The following is a 20,436-nucleotide window of genomic DNA, read 5'->3' as shown; positions in this document are numbered from 1 at the left end:
GACACCGGCTCCCCTTGCCGCCCCTCCCTCAAACTGTGTTGGGAAAGGGGCAAGCATTTCCTGCGTTCAGCCCGCATCACCGGGCAAGAACGCCACGACCAGCAAGCGGCGGATGTCCGATCCAACGCGTAGCGTATCGCGGGCTAGTCCTTAAACACCTCGCTTGTTGGATCGCCAGCTGCCATCACATAGGCGATCAGATCGAGGACCTGTTCCTTGGTGAAGTAGTTCAGCAAGCCGGTTGGCATCGCGGACTTTTCGTTCTTCTTTTCGTGCTCGATATCCTCTTTGATCACGACGGTCGGTTTGTCTTGGTTCAACGGATCCGATTTCACGTGAACCTCGGTTGCCGTTTCGGCAACGACAAACCCAGAGATTACTTCGCCAGAGATCATCAGATAGGTCCGCATCGCGTACTTCTCTTCGATATCTTTGGAAGGATCGAGCATCGATTCCAGCAGATAGGCTGGGGTGCGTTTCTTCTTGTCCAGATCGGCCAAGTTGGGTCCGAAGACGCCTCCTTCGTTTCCGATCTTGTGGCACTGAATGCAACCGATTCGCTTGAACGCCAACGCCCCCGATTCGAACGAACGTCCGCCAGCGGCCAGGTCGGCGTCGCTGAAATCGCTCCCCTTCCATTCTTGAACCAACTTCGGAATCCAGCCATCGGTCGATGCTTGCGCGACGGCGACGCTGCCATCTTCCATCGGATATTCGGCCAACAGATCGACAGCGCTCCAGAACGTCGCATCTTTGCCGCGGTCGATCGCACGCATCTTCGCGACGTGTGCCGGATCGATCGGCTGGGCCCGGTTAGTCCACGAGTTGCGGACGTAAGTCAGAACGGCGGCGATCTCTTCGTCGTTGAGCAGTTGACGGAAACCGGTCATCGGCGGCAGCGGCGGAGAACTGTATCGCTTCCCTTTGACTTCGATCGTTCCATGCATGCCATCCAACACCATTCGGATCAAACGATCTTGATTGCCGGTGGTCCACAGGCTGCCATCGATCGGTGGATAGAGATTGGGCAAACCCTGGCCGCTCGGTTGATGGCAAGTCGCACAATGGCTCTCCCGAGCGTACACCTCCGCCCCCAGTTCCATCACCTTCGGATCGGCCTTGACCGGAATGCTCGCCCGCAGTTCGTTCAACTGCTTGCCTGCACCGGCGACCGCCTTTCCCGTGGCCCGAGTTAGACGGGTCCCCAATTGCAACAGATTCGCGAACGAACCGCTCTGCCGCTCAACCGGCGTCGCCGCATCGGCTCGCTGAAGCAGCGTCTGCAGGATTGCCGCCGCGTCCGCTTCGGACAACTGTTGGGCAACCTTCTGACTAGGCAACGAAGCGAGTGCCTGTAGCGCCGCCCCCGTCAGCGAATCGGCCGTCACCAGCTTGGAAAAATCGGCGATCTTGGCATCCAGATGACCAGGCCAAGCGGCGATCACTTGCAACGCTTGCTGCTTCAGATTGCCACTGCCAGCAGGCCGCAAGACCGTGGCATCGATCATCTGCTTGGACAGCCCTGGGCCTTGCCACGCAACCGCCAATCCGTCGCCACCGCCGTTATCAAAGTAATTGACAACGATCGAATGCAACCCGGCATCCAATTGCGTCTTGCCGCTCTTCTCGGACATCCCGTGCAAGCCGTCGTTGTCGATCAATTCTTTGCCATCGATGAACAAGCGCGACCCGTCGTCGGACGTCAGGTAGAACGTGTACACCCCGGTGGTCGGGACAACGATCGACGCGGTTTGCCGCGTGGCGAAGCCATCTTTCTTACCGCCAGGGACATACTTCTCGAACTGGTCGAGCGATCCGGTCAACTGAGGGCTCAAGTTGTCCAACGTTTCCCGTCGCACGTTTTTAGGATTCGGGACATAGTACTCAAACCGCACCGCTTGGCTGCTGGGCGCCGCTTGGTTGTCCTCGGCGCTGCGGAGCGATTCGGGCAGATCGAACATCAACCGCCGAACCGATGGATAGACCTTCGCGCGGGCAGCCTCGTTTTGCATCTTGCCAACGCTGGACAACGCATCGCGCAATCGATCGCGCGACCCCAGTGCGTGTTGCCAAACACTGTCGACATCGCCCGTGTTCAACCAAGCGGTGTAAGCGGCTGCGCGAACTGGCGACACTTGCGTTTGGTCGGCCAACTGCCGCAACACCCCCGCGTTGGACGAAGCGTTCCCTGCGACGATCGGAAGCAGATCGGCGAGGTCGTTCAGGCTCCCCAGTTTCTGCTCTTCCGCACCCTGCAATTGGATCGCCAATTGTTCCAACGGCGATCGATCATTGGCTTTCGCAATCGCTTCGATCGCTTCTCGCCGGATCGCCGCCGGAATCCGCTCCCGCGTCAACAACGCTTCATACACGGCGTTGGACTTGTCCATTTCCAACAACAGGTTTGGAGAGGCGTTGGCCAACGCGTACGTCTGAGCCGCGGGAGACAACGGCGTCTTGGACCGGATCGCTTCGCCGATCATATCGTCGACGCGAATCTGGCTGCGAGCAAAGTTCAGGACGTCGACCAATTCGGGATCGGTCGGACGCGTTGCGACTTCGAAGATCGCTTCGGCGGACGGCAAGCCACCAAAATCGACAGCCGCTTTGACCGCCTCGGCGCGGACGAGTGCCGAATCGTCTTGCGCCGCTGCCGACAACAGTGCTTCCCAACCGGGCAAGTGATCGGTCATCGGTCGTCCGGCCAGTTTGTGGTTTGCCCAATGTCCCAGCGTGCGGATCGCCGCCGCGCGGACGCGTGGCTCCGCGGCCTGGAACGTCTTTTCCACCAAGCCGATGTTCGGGACGCGATGCTCCTCGTGAACCCACAAACATTCCAACAACGCCTGCGATTCGTCGCGGTCGGGATCGGCATGCTGGGGATTCAAGGTGGCGGCAAAGCGATCGACGGCGTCGATCACTTCTTTTGACTCGCGACCGCTCAATTCGATTCGCGTCCGATAGCGAACGCCATTTTCTTTGCTGAAGAAATTTTGAAGCACTTCCGCTGTCGGTTTCCCCTGCATCTTCACCGGCTGCAACAGCGGGCGTCCTTCCGCCGCGATCCGGTAGATCCGCCCATGTCGATCGTCGCGATTCGGATCGCGCATGTTGTGCTGCATGTGTCCGATCAACGTGTTTTGCCAATCGGCGACGTAGACCGCGCCATCCCCACCGACTTCGATATCCGACGGACGGAAGTTCGGATCGGATGACTGCAGCAGATCGACGGTCCGATTCGCGGTGATCTCCGCTCCGTTGTATTGGACTTCGTATTGCAACACGCCCAAGAAACCAATCGTATTGCAGATCAAAAAGTTGTTTTGACTGGCATCGGGGAAATGGCTACTGGACAGCAGGCCCGTCGCCGCCACAGGCCGCCATTCTTTTTTGAACCATTGGCGACCGCCTGGGCGTTGCCCTTTCCCGATACTCACATATCCACCGGTTCCCGAAGTTCCATCGTTGGCGAATTGATACCCCCAGCGGTCGAAGACGTCGCCGTGCGGATTGGGGCCAATCGGATAATGGAACTCGAATTCAAAGGTGCGAGGATTGAAGCGATGAACGCCGCTGGCCCCCGACCGGAAGGTCTGTGTGGGCGTTTCGAGAGCCGCCACGTTGAAGATCCCTCGCGACCAGTAGACCCAACCATCGGGGCCCAACAGCATCGCGTTGGCGCTATGGTGCGTGTCGGCGCTGGAGAGTCCTTGCAACATGCGAATCTTGACATCGGCGCGGTTGTCCCCGTCGGTATCTTTCAGGAACCACAATTCCGGCAAGGCCGCGACCAACACGCCACCTCCCCAGAACTCAAATCCGGTGACGCTGTTCAATCCATCGGCAAAGACGATCAATTCATCGGCGCGACCATCGCGATCTTCGTCGGGCAGGATGACGATCGCATCCTTGCGAGGTTCGACAGGATTCCAGTGAGGATAGGAAGGCCAAACCGAAGCCCACAAGCGTCCATCGGTATCGACCGACATCTGGACGGGATTGACCAGCCGCGGGAACTGTTTTTCCGAAGCGAACAGATTCACTTGCATCCCCGGCTGGACCGTCATCTGCGAGATCGCTTCCTCGCCATCGAGATAGGGGAACGCACCGCCGGGCAAGGGCCCTTCCTTGTTGGGGCGGACGACCAGTTCGGCTGGAATTTTTTCGTCCTTCAGATCGAGATCACCTCCGCTGGCAATAGCCCAGATCTTGCGATCGCGATTAGCCGTTTTGACGTCGAAGATTTCCATCTCCCGCATCATCACGTCGGCGTTGGATTGTCCGAACCAAGCGAGTTTCGATCGGCCACCAAAGACGTTGTATTCGTCCACGACGCGGTACCGGCTGAACCATTGATAGTTCTTATCGAGGATCGCCTCACGCAATTTTGCAATTTCCGCATCGCTCGGCAGCGTTGGATTTCCCAGTTCGGCAAAGGGAGATTCGGGGGAAGCAAGCAGCGCCCGAGCGACAGCCCGGTTGCCGCGATCGAGCAAGTGAATCCCGTTCATCGTCAGCGGTTCATCCGCTTCGCTGTAAAGCTTCTTCGAGAGCGTAAACAGATCGACAAAGGGGACTTGCTTGGCGGCGCAAATCTTCTGCATCGCTGTCGTGTAGATCGCTAGATTTTTGTTGTTCTCGCTGCCGTCGGGCAGATGCGGACTCTGGAGATCTTCGTGCGCCAACGGGGAAAAGACGATCAGCTTGGGTGCCGATTCACCGTTGTACTTTTGAGAGCGCATCTGATCGATCATCGTCGCCAAATCGGCTTCGAAAGTTTTCAGTCCCGCTTCGCCTTTAAGCGATTCGTTGTATCCGAAGAAGCAGAGCACGACGTCGGCACCACATTTGGACAGCCACATGTCCGCGTCGCCAAAATTGTCGGCCCGCTGCCGTAGCTTGACTTCGTCCCCGGAGAATCCAAGATTCCGGAAGGTCAACTCATGCTCTGGCAATAACGCATGCAGATAGCTCTCCAACCACGCATCGTGTTGCATCCGATCGGCAAGCGTGTTGCCGATATAGACGACATGGTCTCCCTTGTCGAAGATCGGTTCGCTGGCGACCGCCTGGTACGACGAGACCAGGACAAGAAGTGCAGTAATGGAAAGGCGAAGCAGCGGTAACATCAATCGTTCATCTCGACGGTGGGGGGGGGAACTGAAACGGAGGGATTGCAAGCGTGAGCTAGCCAATTGCGTGATACCACAATTAACGAAACGACAACGCCAAAGCGGGAGGGTCTTTAAACCTCCGCAGTATCATAATTGGGGGGCGGGTCCCGTCATAGATCCCAGGACAAATGACGTTTTCCAACCGAAGCGTCTCAGAAATATGGAAACCCGAAGCGTAAGCGAGCAATTCACCCGGTGCCTCGCTTATCCATCGAGTTGCCAAGATTGCCCAAACACAAACCATGATTTCCCCTGGCAGCAGTGCGAACACCGATTTTCATTTCGTACGTCGCGGAGACTAAGATGGACGGCCATGCCAACGCACAGATGCAACCGTTCTACGGAAGCATTCTGTGCCACTTGGCGGCGACACGCTCCTCCTCCACCGAATCGACAAGTCGCGAAGTTTCCTCTCGGCCCAACGGCCCAAGCCGATCTTCGCGACAGCCGTTGCGGTTGCTTTCGAATCAACGCAGCCGAAGCGTTTTATAAAAAGGACAACTGCATTGAATTCACCCTCTCGTAAAACATGCGACTGGTTGCTTGGGATCTTCGTTGGGGCATCCCTCGGAATCGCAACGACAGCCGGTGCCAAGTCTCCTGACGCCCCGAATCGCCCCAATTTTGTCTTGGTCATCGCCGACGACATGAACTGGGACGATTGCGGTGCATACGGTCATCCATCGATTCGCACTCCCAACATCGATCGACTGGCCAACGAAGGACTGCGGTTCCAACACGCCTACCTGACGACCAATTCGTGCAGCCCATCGCGGGCGAGCATCATCACCGGCAAATATCCTCATAACACCGGGGCCGAGCAATTGCATTGGCCGATCCCCGAGGGAAGTCGCACCTTTGTGGCTCAGCTGAAATCGCTGGGCTACTACACCGCCGCCGCGGGAAAATGGCACATGGGCGATGCCATTCGAGCTGATTTTGACAAGATCTACGAAGCGTCGACCGCCGGATTTGTCCTGCCGACCGGAGCGAAAGGGGAACCGTCTCGGATGGTTGCGGCGCAACCCAGCGGATGCGAGGACTGGGAACGAGCGTTGGATCAGCGTGCCGAAGGGAAACCGTTTTTCATGTGGTTGGCGTCGCTCGATCCGCATCGCGAATATACAGCCGGGGCACTCGATCCACCGCATGGGTTGGATGACGTCATCGTCCCGCCGCATCTACCCGACACTCGCGACGTTCGCGAGGACCTACGCCTCTATTACGATGAGATCGGGCGTCTGGATCGCTACGTTGGCAAGGTACTGGCGAAACTGGAGAGCCAAGGTGTTGCAGAGAACACCATCGTGTTGTTTATCAGCGACAATGGCCGGCCATTCCCACGCGATAAAACGACGTTGTATGACGGCGGCATCCGCACCCCTTGGATCGTACGTTGGCCCGCCAAGATCGCCGCCGGAAAGAAGACCGAGGCGTTGGTCAGCGCGATCGATATCGCGCCGACATTCCTGACTCTAGCTGGCGGTGATCCGAAAGCTCTGGGAGGTGAAGGCGAAAGCTTTGCAGCGGTCTTGAGCGATCCGCCCCGTGCGGGACGCCAGTTTGCGTTTGCCGAAGATCACTGGCACGATTACGAAGACCATGCCCGCTGTGTCGTCGATCAACGCTTCAAATTGATTCGCAACGACTATCGAGATCTCCCTTCGACACCATCGGCCGACGCGGGTCGCGGGCTATCGTGGCAAAACATGCTCCAGCTGCAACAAGCTGGAAAATTGCCACCGCATCAACAGGCCTGCTTCCTCAGCCCACGGCCGCGATGGGAACTCTATGACCTGCAGCGAGATCCCGGTGAACTCTCCAACTGCGTCGACGATCCGGCGTATCAAACGGTCAAAACACGCATGATGAACGCGTTGGACCGCTGGACAGAAACCACCGGCGACTACCTACCATCCAAACGCACCCCCGACGAATTCGATCGCATCACCGGCGAACCCGATCATCGTGTCCGCGTTCGCCCCCGGCCATCGAAACAGCAGATGTTTGGCACCAACGAAAAATACTGACCCGCACAAACACTCAAGAGAAGAAGTCCGCTTGATCTCGTTTCGCCCGAGCGAAATGGAGAGCCAATCGCCAAGAAAACTGGCGTTCGTGCTTCGTCGTTCGGTGCTGCAATTCAAAATTTGGGAGGCCACGCAATTGCTGAGGCCCCACCGCGATCGATCACCCAGTGCAGGCGTTGACGATCTGTTCAGCGCGGTCGCAGAGAGCTTTGGCTTCTTCGAGCGTGGGGGCTTCGGCGATGAAGCGGACGATCGGTTCGGTATTGCTGCCGCGGACCAACAGCCAGCGGTCGGACCACGATAATCGTAGCCCATCGATCCGGCTGACCTCTGCGTCGGGCAGCTCCGCCGCGATCTGGTCCATCGCCGCTGGCAACGCTTCGCGGCCGATCTCCGCTTTCGCTTTGTAGATCTCAAACCGCGGCAGCTCCGCCGCCAGTTCGGCGATCGATTTGCCGGTCGTCGCCATCAGCTCCAAGACGTGAGCCATGCCGACGAAGCTGTCGCGAACATATCCGACGGCTGGATCGATCGGCCCGCCGTTCCCTTCGCCGCCGTAGACCGCAGCGTTCGCGATCATCATGTCGGCAACGTTCGCTTCGCCGACGGCGCTGCGATAGGGAGTCGCCCCGGCGTCGATCGCGACTTGCTGCGACATGCTGCTGGTTGCCAGATTGATCACGATCGGGCCGGGCTGTTTCATCATTGCCCGCTGAACGCACATCGCGACTGTGTACTCTTCGCCAATGAACTTGCCATCGGCATCGATCAGTGCCAGTCGGTCGGCATCGGGATCTTGGCAGAAGCCGACCTCACAGCCTCGGCTCTTGATCGTCTCGCAAACGCCTTGCAAATTTTCGACGATCGGTTCGGGAGGATGTGCGAACTGGCCGTCGGGCTCGTCACCCAACACGATCACTTGGCAGCCGAGCGCTTCGAGCAGCCGCCGCCCCAACGTGCTCCCCGATCCGTGGTTGCTGTCCAAGACGACGGAAAAGTTCCGTTTGCGGATCGCTTCCACATCGACAGTCGCCAACACCGCATCCAAGTGCGATGCGTGGGGATCGTCGATATCGCAGCAGCTGCCCAAAGCGTCGGCCGCCTTCCACGAGATCGAATCGTCCAGGTACAGCTCGCGGACCTTGGCTCCGCTGGCAGCATCCAACACTCGGCCGACGGCGGAGAAGAGTTTGATGCCGTTGTAAGCGGGAGGATTATGCGAGGCGGAGATCTGAACCGCTCCGGCCGCTTTAAATTGTTTCACCAGCACTCCGACGGTCGGCGTGGCGGCGACGCCAGCGTCCAACACATCGCGGCCACAGGCGACGATCGCCGCGGCGGCCACATCGCGCAACATCGGTCCGCTGGTCCGGCCGTCGTAAGAGAGGACGACGGGGCCCGGTTTGGTCAATTGGTTGCAAAACGCTGCCAAATAACGGGCCGCCACCGGTGGAGTCAGCGTCTCCCCAACAATCCCTCGCAATCCGCTGACGCTAATAATCAGTTCCGACATCTTTTCGTTTTATCCTTTTACTAATCTCAGCTTACCAGTCCGCCCAGCTGCTGGTTGCCAGCCTCAATACTCAGGCTTTAGAATCTCTGCAGGCTGAAGTTTTCAGCCTTTTTTTCAGCTTGCAATCCATTGTTTTGCCACGGCCCGGCAATCGGACCGCTACCCCCACCGGGTCACCTAACAAACGAAAGAATACGCGATCCCCATGACACAAACAGCCCCCACGATCACGGTTGAAACGGCGCTTGCACAAATCGCAACAGCTCATACCGCGGGCAAATTGACCGCCGGTGCCGTCGAGAATCTCCGCGCGTGGCTCAGCGAAGACCGATATGCCGCTTATCGCAACGATATCCTGCTGCATGTCGAAGACGAAAAGTGGCAAAAGTTGGACGACGTCTTCTGGACGATCATCCCATTCGGGACCGGTGGCCGCCGCGGACGGATGTACGATTTTGGTTCCAACGCGATCAACGACCGCACGATCGGCGAGAGCGCTCAAGGGTTGGCGACTTATGTCAAGCAACAGCACCAGGGTTCAGCCAGCGGGCTGTCGTGCGCGATCGCTTACGACACGCGGCACAAATCGCGGCACTTCGCCGAATTGTGCGCCGGGATCATGGTCGCCAACGGCTTCAAGGTTTACTTCTTAGACGATTACCGCGCCACCCCGCAGCTCTCCTTCGCCGTCCGCGAAAAGCACTGCAGCTGTGGCATCATGGTCACCGCCAGCCACAATCCGCCAAGCGACAACGCGGTGAAGGTCTATTGGTCGACGGGCGGTCAAGTTCTGCCGCCGCACGACAAAGCGATCATCGATCGCGTGATGTCGACCGACGCGATCGAAGTCGTGGCGTTTGCCGACGCCCTGGCCGACGGCCGCGTCGAGATCTGCACCGAAGAGATCGACAAGGCGTTCACCGACAGCGTGACAGCGTGCAGTTTCAGTGGCCCGCGCGACGCGAAGATCTTGTTCACACCACTGCACGGCGTCGGATCGGCCGCCGTCCTCCCCGTGCTTGAACGCGTTGGATTCGCCGACGTCGAGGTCTTCCAACCGCACGCCGAACCGAGCGGCGACTTCCCCAACGTCCCCGGGCACGTCTCGAATCCGGAGAACAAACAAGTCTTCGACGCTCCGATCGAACAAGCGAGCAAAGAAGGCTTCGATCTCGTGATGGCGACCGATCCCGATTGCGATCGTTTGGGCTGTGCGGCACCGTTGACGACCGAAGCGGGCAGCCCTTGGGCGACATTGACCGGCAACCAGATCGGCGCGTTGCTGACCGATTATGTGCTCAGTAGCCGCAAGGCCGAAGGGAGCCTTTGCAGCGACGACTACATCGTCACGACGCTGGTCACCACCGCGATGGCCGGCCGGATCGCCGAACATTACGGCTGCCGCTGCGAGAACAACAACCTCGTCGGATTCAAATACATCGCCGGCGTGATGGATCGCGAAGGAGCCGACAAGTTCGCTTTCGGCTTCGAAGAATCGCACGGTTACCTGATCGGTAAATACGCCCGCGACAAAGACGCCGCGGCGGCCTGCATGTTGATGAGCGAATTGGTGGCGAAGCTGAAGAGCGAAGGAAAAACGATCCACCAGCAGATGGATTCGCTCTCGCAAACCCATGGCCTGCACGCCGAACATCTGATTAACGTGATGATGGAAGGTAGCGAGGGGATGGCGCTGATGACCAAGTTGATGGCTAAGTATCGCCAGGATCCCCCCAAGGAGATCGGCGGCATGAAGGTCGCTCAGGTCCGCGATTACACCGCCAAGACGATCACCGCAGCCGACGGTTCGACGTCGCCGTTGGACGGTCCCGACGGCGATCTGGTTATTTTGGACCTCGACCAGTCGGGGAACTACTTCGCCGTTCGCCCAAGCGGAACCGAGCCGAAGGTGAAATTCTACGTCTTTACCTATCTGCCACCTGCAGAGTCGCAAGACCTGCCAGCGGCCAAGGCTAAGCTGGCCGATCGCTTGGCGGCGATGGAAGTCGACGTCCGCGCGTTCGCCAAGACCGTGTCGTAGTCGTCGCTCGCGTTGCCGACGTCAAACGATGGATTAACAATGGAGAGGTCGCTGCCCGACGCAGCGGCATCTCTTTATTGGAGCGATCCGGTCCGGCAACTTAGCCTCAACGGCCAGCGGTTTCCCCAAAACGCGTCGAAATCCTGGCTCGACCACGTCTCGCGTTCTCGACATCCGCCAAGTATTCTGCAACACTTGAACCCGATCCCCATGGAAATCTCCCACCCATAAAGAAGACCGCTCAACGCGGCTCGGCGGGGAATTTCCGCTGGTCGCCTTTCGCTCCGCGAAGGTGCGCTCAGCAAACAGCGATCATCGTTCCATGAATTCACGATCGAACCGCGAACGTTGTGCGTTGCGTGCATGCGCGGAACGAACGAGGACATTCCCTCTCTCAATCCAACAGGCAAGAACGCCTGCCCACCCTACATAACCCTCGAAAGAATCGAATGAGCGAAACCGAAGTTGCGCCGCCGGCCGAATCTGGAAACTCTGTCGACAAAGTCCATGCGGACCGCGAATTTTTGAAACAGGCCGCCGCCGAAGGCCGCCTGCTGTCGGCTTTCGTTCGACTTTCCGGCCCCGGTTGGTTGCAGAGTGCGATCACATTGGGAGGCGGTTCGCTGGCCGGAGCGCTCTTCTTGGGCGTGCTGGGCGGAACCAGCATGATCTGGCTGCAACTGATGGCGATCACGATGGGTGTGATCATGCTTTCGGCGATCAGCTACGTCACGCTGTCGACCGGACGCCGCCCGTTCGAAGCGATCAACACCGAGATCAACCCGGCGCTCGGCTGGGGTTGGTTGATCGCGACGATGATGGCCAACATGATCTGGTGTATGCCTCAGTTCAGCCTCTGCTACGACGCGTTGGATAAGAACCTGATGCCGCTGGCAGGCCAGTCGTTGGGTGAAGACATGGGAGCGAAGCGAACCGTTTCGTTGATCCTGTTGTTCGCCGCCGGATTTGTCGTGTTGCTGAACACGCGGCGCGGTGCCGCTGCAAAACTGTTCGACATCACGCTCAAAGCTCTCGTCGGAATGGTCGTGATCTGTTTCTTTGGCGTCGCGATTCTGTTGGGCGTCAAAGGGGAACTCGATTTCGGTGCCATCTTCTCCGGCTTGATTCCCAACTTGAACCAATGGACCCAGCCGACAGGCGATCTGGCAGCGATGGTCGCCAGTCTTTCGGAGCAAGGCCAGTCGTTCTGGACCAACCGTTTGGTCACCGAACAACGGGCGGTGATGATCGCCGCAGCTGCGACCGCGGTCGGCATCAACATGACCTTTCTGTTGCCTTATTCGATGCTCGCTCGCGGCTGGGACAAACCGTTCCGCGGCCTGGCTCGCTTCGACTTGGCGACCGGAATGGCGATCCCATACATCCTCGTCACCAGCTGCGTCGTGATCGCGGCGGCATCGACGTTCCACGGTAAGATCGACGACCAATTGGCTAGCAACGACCTGTCGGTGATGGAGCAGAGTCCGATGTTCGACGCGGTTAAAGGATCGTTGATCGCTCGCGTCGACCAACAGTTGGGCGACGCGGCGGCGGAAACATCCGAAGCTGACAAATTGGCGATGGTCGCTCAATTGGATGTCACCGAAAAGAAGCTCGCCTCGACGCTCGTCAAGCGCAACGCGTTCCAATTGGCCGACACACTGGCACCGCTGTTGGGCACATCGCTCTCAAAACTCGTCTTCGGTTTGGGCGTCTTCGGAATGGGATTCTCGACGATCATCATCCTGATGCTGATCAATGGATACGCCTTCCGCGAAATGTTTAATCGCCCCGACGGAACGTTTCCGTTTGTGCTGGGCGTTGTCTCGGCGGGGCTGATTGGTTTCTCGTGGATGTACTTCTGGGCAGGTGGCGCGAAGTTCTGGCTGGCGATTTTCACCTCCAGTTTCGGCATGATGTTGCTGCCGATCGCCTACATCACGTTCTTCTTGATGATGAACAGCCGCCGGATTCTGGGGGACGAAAAGCCGACCGGCGGACGGATGCTGCTTTGGAACGTATTGATGATCTTCTCGGTCTTGGGAGCTCTTGCGGCTGCCGGAACCGCGATCTACGACAAAGTGACCGACAAAGCCAATCCAGTTGCGGGACAAGCCATCTTGGGCCTGTTAGTCGTATACTTGATTTTGATTGCGATCGGTTTCTTTGTGCGTAAGAACAAGTCGACTAGCCCAGGAATGGAATGAGCGAGAACTCAGAGTCTGCCAATAATGCTCCCGAATCGGGAGCCGAGCTCGGCTTTGAGTACGCGGCCGCCAAGGTCCGCACGTTTCCACAAACTCCCGGCGTCTATCTGATGAAAGATGCCGCCGGGCGGGTGATCTATATCGGCAAGGCGAAAAATCTTCGCAGCCGCGCCGGGAGCTACTTTCTGAAAGCGGCGGCCGAGGAGCAGCGGACGGCCGACTGGATCGGCGAGATCGCTGACATCGACTTCATGGACTGCGATTCCGAAGTCGACGCGCTGCTGATGGAATCGCGGCTGATCAAAGATATCCAGCCCAAGAACAACAAAGACCTTAAAGACGACAAGACCTTCCCGTATCTAATGATCACGACGCGGGAGGAGTTTCCGCGGATCGAGGTCACGCGGGAACCGCGCGATCGCGGCGTCAAACTCTATGGTCCCTTCCCCAGTGCCGGGGCGCTGCGTGGTGCGATCCAGGTGCTGCAGCGGATCTTTCGCTTCCGTACCTGTTCGCTGGACATCACCGAAGGGGACGAGCGATGGAAATGGTTCCGTCCCTGTCTGTTGGCCAGCATCGATCAATGCACCGCGCCGTGCAATCTGCGGATCAGCAAAGAGGACTACCGGCAAGACATCCGCCGTCTGCAAACCTTCCTCGACGGTGGCAGCAAGAAATTGCTGAACGAGCTGCGCGGCGAGATGATGGAAGCAAGCAAGGCGTTGCAATTTGAAAAGGCGGCGAAGCTGCGCGATGAAATTCGGATGCTCGAGAAACTCGATGAGCGTGGCGATCTGGAAACTCACGCCCAGCCGGAAGTCTTTTACGTCGATCCCAAGAAGGGGCTGACCGGACTGCGGAAAGTGCTTTCCCTGAAGGAGACGCCGCGAGTGATCGAAGGGGTCGACATCGCACACCTCAGCGGCGGCGAGACGGTCGCCAGCCTTGTCCAGTTCATCGATGGGCTGCCGTTTAAGCCGGGCTATCGACGCTTTCGGATCAAAGACGTCAAAGGGATCGACGACTACCGCAGCATCTATGAAGTGGTCTCGCGGCGCTTCCGCAGCCTCAGCGACAACCAGGAAAAGTTTCCCGACATCCTGCTGATCGATGGCGGCAAAGGGCAGCTGAACTCCGCCATGGCCGCCTTCCGCGATCAAGAGATCACGCCGCCGACGGTGATCTCATTGGCGAAGCGAGATGAAGAGATCTTCGTGCCGGGTGAATCCGAACCGATTCGGTTGAGTCGCAACGCGTTCGCGCTGCGGTTGCTGCAATACGTCCGCGACGAATCGCATCGCTTCGCCCAGCACTACCACCACATCCTGCGCAGCAAATCGACGCTGGAACGCTAGCCGGCAGCGTCTCCATTGCCAACGCATCGCTTGCCCGATCGGAGCGGCAATGCAACATGCAGATCATTCAGCGAGCTTGCGTATCGGCAAACACTTGGGATCGCTTGCGTTGGGGCCAGCCCCAAAAACTGCGTTTGACTTTCGAATCGTCACTAGCGAGAGCGTTGGTGACGCTTGCCGCCTTTCTCTTTTTCTGGCGTTCGAACTGGAGTTCGTCCACGAAACGCTGCATCTCCCGAAGGCGATCGTGCAATTGATCGACGTCTTGATCGCGACATGCCGACTCGCAGTCCACAGCTAATTGAGACAACTGCGGCAGCCCAACGGTGCCACCGGAACCTTTGATCCAGTGGGAATGCCGGGCGACTTCGTCGAACTGGTGAGCGGCGCAGGCGTCGAGCATGCTGGACATCTCTTGGGCAACCTTGTCGACGAAGAAGCAAGCAAAATCTCCTCGCCAATCGTCTGACAGCCGATTGGTGTCGGTTCTTTTTTGTTGTTCTTGTTCCGTCGCAGTGAGGTTTTGCGGTTCGGCCGCCCGCGGCATTGCAACAGCGTTTTGCGGCGGTTTGGATTGTGGTTCGAACGTCTCCGCTGGCACACCGACCGAATCGCATTGCGTCGACGTGGTGGAACCAACTGTCACGATCTGCAGCAACGCATCCAAGTCGATCGGTTTCGTCAAATAGTGGGTGCATCCCGCCTGTCGACATTTCGCTTCGTCGCCGACCATCGCATTCGCTGTCAATGCAACGACGGGGCGATTGTAACCACGATTGCGCAACATTCGTGTTGCAGTGTAGCCATCCATGATCGGCATCTGCATATCCATCAAGACGATGTCGACCGATAGCTTGCGATCGAGCAACAGCTCGACAGCTTCTTTACCATTGGTTGCCGTCGTCACTTCGCTGCCAGCATCCTGCAACAGGAACGTCATCAGTTTCCGATTCGTGTCACAATCGTCGACGATCAGCACGCGAGCCCCCGACGCGTCGGCCTTTCGGAACTGTTGCGATCGGGTTTGGCTGGCGAATGCCGTCGCTTCATCGGGACTCAGGATTGGCGTATCGGCAAGCCGTTCGATCGGCAGCGAAAAGACAAATTTGGTTCCAACATTCAGCGTGCTGGAAATGCTCAGCGATCCCCCCAACGCTTCCGCCAACCGTTTGCCGATCGACAAACCGAGCCCGGTACCACCATGTTTCCTTGTCGTCGACGTGTCGGCTTGAACAAACGGTTCGAAGATTCGCGACATCTGTTCGGGCGTCATCCCCGATCCGGTGTCGTCGACGGAGATCTCCAGTAGGCTCGGTGACTGCGGATCGCCTTTGGAGTTCAGATGGACCGTGACTCCACCGGTGTCGGTAAATTTGACTGCATTGCCGACAAGGTTGGTGATGATCTGACGGAACCGCGTGGGATCGCTGACGATCGATTCGGGAATCGGACTGTCGATCTGGAAGTCCAACGCGATCTCTTTTTGGATCGCTTTGGAACGGAGCGAACGGACGATCTCATTGATCAATTGTGTCGGTGCGAAGGGGACGCGTTCGATCTCCACTTTGTCCGCTTCGATCTTGGAGATGTCCAAGATGTCATCCAACAGTTGCAACAGGTGGGTGCCATTGGAATGAATCGTTTCCAGATGCGCGGTGCGATCGTGTTCGCTGGGCACGATTCCACGCAACAACAGTTCCGAGAAGCCCAAGATGCCGGTGATCGGGGTTCGGATCTCGTGGCTCATCCGGGCCAGAAATTCGCTTTTGGCGTGATTGGCGTTTTCGGCGGCTTCTTTGGCACGCTGCAGTTTCTCTTTGGTTTTTTGCAGCTGTTGGGTCGTCAGTTCCAATTCCTTCGATCGTTCAACGACTGCGATAATCCGATCCTGAACCTTCTCTTCCAGGTTCTGGTTTAGATCTTGCAACTGTTGGAAACCGTCGGCCCGTTCCAGTCCTGCTCCCGCAAACGAAACCAAATAATCAGCGATACGAATTTCATCGCTACCGAAGAGATCCGAAAAACGCTTGTTGCGAATGTACAGGAATGCCGCCCCCTTCCCATGCACTTCGATCGGACTGCACAGAAAAGAACCTTTGCATTTGGTAACGATGCCGCGTTCGGATCGGTTCTCTTCATCTTTTACAACCGTCGTCTTCTTTCGCTTGGCTTCGGCTAGCATGCTGCTGTCGAAGACGTGCCCTTCGGGAAAGGTGACCAGATCGTCGCTGTCGGGCGAGATCGCGATCACAAAAGCTTGTTCGCCACGCAGGATCTTCTGTGCCGCGATGCCAACCTCGCGATAGATTTCCGCTGGCATCACGCTGTTTGCGATCTTACGTCCCGACGCGAGCAGGGAATCAAATCGATCGAACTCCGAAAGCGATCCTCCCTGTTCGACCTTCTCGTCAGCGAATTTCAAACGGGAGATTTTGGCGAACGCTTGGGAGTATTCGTCGGGGTCGATTTCCCAGCCGAACTCGTTGGCAAATTCCTCGCGAACCATGATCGTTTTCGCATGCTCCAACTTCGCCCCTTGCCGCGTCGCGACGTCGAGACTGCGTTGAAAGCAGCGTTGGGCAACCCGTTGGCGCCCCGCCATCGCCGCAACGGCAGCGGTCTCGCGGAGCGCGTGGGGAAGTTCGTTGGGAAAGCGCTTGCCATACGCGAGCGCCTTTTTGGCAGCGACCGCAAGTTGCTTCAACCGTTGTTTCTGCATGGTGACCGATTTGGCCGGCTGGGCTTCAAACAGCTTCCGCATCGCCGTGCAGCGCCAGGAATAACAAGGGCTGATATAGGTGTTGGATACCTCCGCGCGTTCGGCAATCTCGATCGCCGCTTCGAACTGCGCAACCGCTTCGCTATACCGACCTTGATAGAATTCTCGGACTCCGCAGGCCAACCTCACCTGGGAACTTCGCTGTGCATCACAAACATCGCGCTGCAGTTCGGTTTCCAGAATCTCCGCTGGGATTTCACCAAACGAAGCTCTTGCCCAAACGTCGATGATGTTCCCTGTCGCCTGGTAGTCGCCATGATTCACGGCGGAGCGATAGTTCAATTGGGAATGACGAACGGCTTCCTCCGATCTGCCGAGCCGGTAGAACGATGCGGCCAATTGGTAGCGGGCGATGTGCACTTCCCAATAATCGCCTGTCCGTTCCAAAATTTCGACTGCGCGCCGCGCTTGTTCGATACAGTCTTCGAATCGCGCGAACGAATAGAGCAAGATGCTGAAAAAGTTGCGTGATTGCCCCTGCCCCCAGAGATCGTCCAACGATTTACGCATCTCCAGCGAACGTCGCGCGTATTGGATCCCACGGCTTTCCCAACGCATCAACGACATCGCCGGTGCATGCTCGGAATAGGCTTGCGCCAAATACTGGTTCGCGGGGTAGCGTTCGGCGGCGTTCATGCCACGCAGATGGGCCCAGAGCGTGTAATATTGGTCGCGAGTGTACCAATAGGCATGCGCGATTTGGCTGTACAGACTCAACGACATCTTTTCGGCCTCGCTCGGTTCCCCGCGCCGCCGCCCGCAGAGCGACGGGATCAGAGAATTTCGGATCTGTCGCAACAGTTCGATGCCGATGTTCCAGGCGACTTGCAATTTATTGCTGCAAACGGTTTCACCGAGCTGTTTCAGCGAGGCTTCAAAGTACTCGACAGCGAGGTCTTTATTACCGCGTTTGAAGTGTAATTCCCCCCGCTTCATCGCGACCTTCGCGTGGTCTTCGTCGGTCACCGCGCTGCGCGCCGCAGCCTCCAACCATTCCTCGGTTTGGTCGTATTCCCCGCGTAGCATCAAGACTTCGCTCATCATCGATTCGACTTGATGTCGCGTACCGCTATCGGCATGTTGCAGTGCTCGCGCCGCAATCGACAGTTGCGTTTGAGCACTGACCAACGAAAAGCTTTTCAGCGCAACCTGCGCCGCGCGGAGCGCGTAGGGGAGCGCTTCGACGTGCATATCGGCCGCGTCGAAATGGTAGGCGATATCGAAAACCTGATCGGGAAAGTGCGACTCCAGATACCGTCCCAATTGACCGTGCATCGATCGCTTGGTCTCGTCGGCGATCCCACTCAAAATCGCAGCGCGAATTTTGTCGTGGACAAACGAGAACATACTGTTGGGGCGGCTCCAGACCAGACGGTGCGCGCGGGCGGGCTTAAACGCCACGTGCGCATCGGCCATCTCCATTCCCGCCAAACTGGCCGCTGCATCGAGACTGAAATCGTGCCCGATCACAGCCGCCGCGGTGAGCAGATTTCGAGAGTTGTCGGGCAAACGGGTCAATCGATCGACCAAGATCTCGCTGGAATTGTCCGCCGCTTGAAAGTTCGACAACAGGTCGTGATCGATTTCCCAGGCTTCGTTTTCGACGCTCAAAACCTTCGATTCCACCATCCCACGCAAGACCGCGGCAGCCATAAAAGGACTCCCTTCGGCATACCTTTGCACGACCTCGATCGCCACGCTTGGCAACGGACCGGCCATCGAGAGGGCCAGTTGTTTGACGGCGTGATTGCTGAGCGGTCCGAGGGTGGTGGTGTGGGAAACCCGTAGCGCCCGCTTCAGCTGATGGCCAACGTGATCGTCGGGGCGCATCACGGCCAGCAAAAACAGATGTGCCGCGTCCGCCTGGCTGATCTCCGTCAACACTCGCATCGATTGGTCGTCGATCCACTGACAATCATCCAACGTCAGCATGACACATCGATCGGCAGTCCCCAGTCCGGCAAACAACGTGCGGAACGCCTGAATCACACGTCCTTGTCCCAGTTCGTCGGGCCCCGACAAACGCGTCCCGGTCCATCCCAATACATCTGCGATCGCCGGCATCGCGGTGATGACTTCCTCGCGAAAACCCTCCATGCGACGCGCGGTTTGCTCGCACAACAGCCCATCGTTGGCAAGGAACTTGGCCAGTTGATCGACCATCTGCAACCAAGCCGCATTGGGTTGTTGGGCGGCGTGTTGCGTCGACCTTCCGTTGAGAATCAGGAAACCTTTTCGAGCGGCGGCTGTCGAGATCTCGTTCAACATCCGGGTCTTACCCATCCCCGATTCGGCGACCATCAAGATCTTGTGGAAGCGACCGCAGTGGGCATCCTCGATTCCCAGGCGGAGTTCGTTTGTCTGTTCTTGGCGACCGACAAATGCTGGCTCGATCAATACCGTGCGTCGGTCGGCGGTACCAATTACGAACTTGGGAGCGACGATTCCCGCCTCGATAAAGGAGAGGATCTTGTCGACATCAAACAGCGCCGCCCGGGCCGATTGGTAGCGGTCGCGAGGCTCTTTGCAGATCAATTTCTCGATGAACTTGATCACCAGATCGGGCGTTTCGACGGCGAATCGCTCGGGGGCCGGATCCGAGGTCATGTGCTGGTAGAGGATCTCATTGACCTCTCCATCAAACGCGGGAACGCCCGTCAAACAGGCATTCAAAACATGCCCCAGCGAATAGAGATCGGAGACTTCACCGATGTCGTGATCGATGACTCCCGAGAGTTCGGGGGACATATACGACGCGTACTCGCGGCTCAAATCGTCATCGCTGCCGAGCCCGTCGGGAGACCTCAGCGGCAGGTAACCGCACAAGACCGCGAGTCCATCGGGGCGGATCACGATCTTCGATGGGCGGAGATCGCGTTGGATACAGCCGATCTGATGGACGTCGTCGAGAGCTATCAGCAGATCGCGGGCGATCCGCATCGTATCGCGTGGCGTAAATCGGGCGTTGCCAATCCGCGCCGACAATAACGTCCCCGGCACCTCGGCGTAGACCAACCGCAAGTGATCTTCGCAGAGCTGGAATTCCAACGGACGTGAATAGGTATCGCAAGAAAGTCCCGACGTCAGCCGGGCTTCGTTCATGAATCGCGCAAGGCCGCTATCGCGGAACTGCCGCTTCGGCACTTGCCGCAACACGACGCGTTCGCCGGAATGAAGATCCAGAGCGCGATAGCCGCAGACGACCGAACTGTTCGGCAACCGGTCGAGAATCTGGTATCGCTTCTCGCCAATCGTTAGCGTTTCGTGGGAAACCGATGTGTGTGTCATGAACTTGACCGCAAATCTTTGCAGATCGGATGCGAAACGGAAGCCGCTC

The 20,436-nt window shown here is 57.9% G+C and carries 7 protein-coding genes; 4 read left to right on the top strand and 3 right to left on the bottom strand.

All coding sequences use genetic code 11. From position 1 onward, the window contains the following. Positions 1–143 precede the first annotated feature (143 nt). Positions 144–5,129 carry a PVC-type heme-binding CxxCH protein gene (locus EC9_RS10245; RefSeq protein WP_145344717.1) on the bottom strand — a complete coding sequence of 1,662 codons (4,986 nt, stop codon included), beginning with the start codon at positions 5,127–5,129 and terminating at the stop codon, positions 144–146. A gap of 617 nt (positions 5,130–5,746) precedes the next feature. Here EC9_RS10245 and EC9_RS10240 point away from each other — a divergent pair. Then, entirely contained in the window at positions 5,747–7,204 is a 1,458-nt protein-coding gene (locus EC9_RS10240) for a sulfatase family protein (protein WP_261342957.1), read from the top strand. A gap of 160 nt (positions 7,205–7,364) precedes the next feature. Here the strand turns inward: EC9_RS10240 and glmM are convergent, their stop codons facing one another. After that, entirely contained in the window at positions 7,365–8,717 is a 1,353-nt protein-coding gene (gene glmM / locus EC9_RS10235; RefSeq protein ID WP_145344714.1) for a phosphoglucosamine mutase, read from the bottom strand. Positions 8,718–8,922: 205 nt separating this feature from the next. On the opposite strand from glmM, the gene EC9_RS10230 reads away from it, so the two are divergent. The 3 genes from EC9_RS10230 (at position 8,923) to EC9_RS10220 (ending at position 14,320) form a co-directional block, all read left to right on the top strand. After that, entirely contained in the window at positions 8,923–10,758 is a 1,836-nt protein-coding gene (locus tag EC9_RS10230; protein ID WP_145344711.1) for a phospho-sugar mutase, read from the top strand. Between the two features lie 449 nt (positions 10,759–11,207). Then, a complete protein-coding gene (locus EC9_RS10225) occupies positions 11,208–12,965 on the top strand; it encodes a divalent metal cation transporter (RefSeq protein ID WP_145344708.1) in 1,758 nt (585 codons plus the stop codon). After that, the gene (locus tag EC9_RS10220; RefSeq protein ID WP_145344705.1) at positions 12,962–14,320 is read left to right on the top strand and encodes an excinuclease ABC subunit UvrC; all 1,359 of its coding nucleotides are present in this window, start codon (positions 12,962–12,964) and stop codon (positions 14,318–14,320) included. The genes EC9_RS10225 and EC9_RS10220 overlap by 4 nt, the downstream gene beginning before the upstream one ends. A gap of 67 nt (positions 14,321–14,387) precedes the next feature. On the opposite strand, the gene EC9_RS10215 is transcribed toward EC9_RS10220, so the two are convergent. Beyond that, positions 14,388–20,387 carry an ATP-binding protein gene (locus EC9_RS10215; protein ID WP_145344702.1) on the bottom strand — a complete coding sequence of 2,000 codons (6,000 nt, stop codon included), beginning with the start codon at positions 20,385–20,387 and terminating at the stop codon, positions 14,388–14,390. Between the last annotated feature and the right edge of the window lie 49 nt (positions 20,388–20,436).

The sequence above is a fragment of the Rosistilla ulvae genome (assembly GCF_007741475.1).
Taxonomy (GTDB): domain Bacteria; phylum Planctomycetota; class Planctomycetia; order Pirellulales; family Pirellulaceae; genus Rosistilla; species Rosistilla ulvae.
This window is presented reverse-complemented; position numbering and strand designations above follow the sequence as displayed.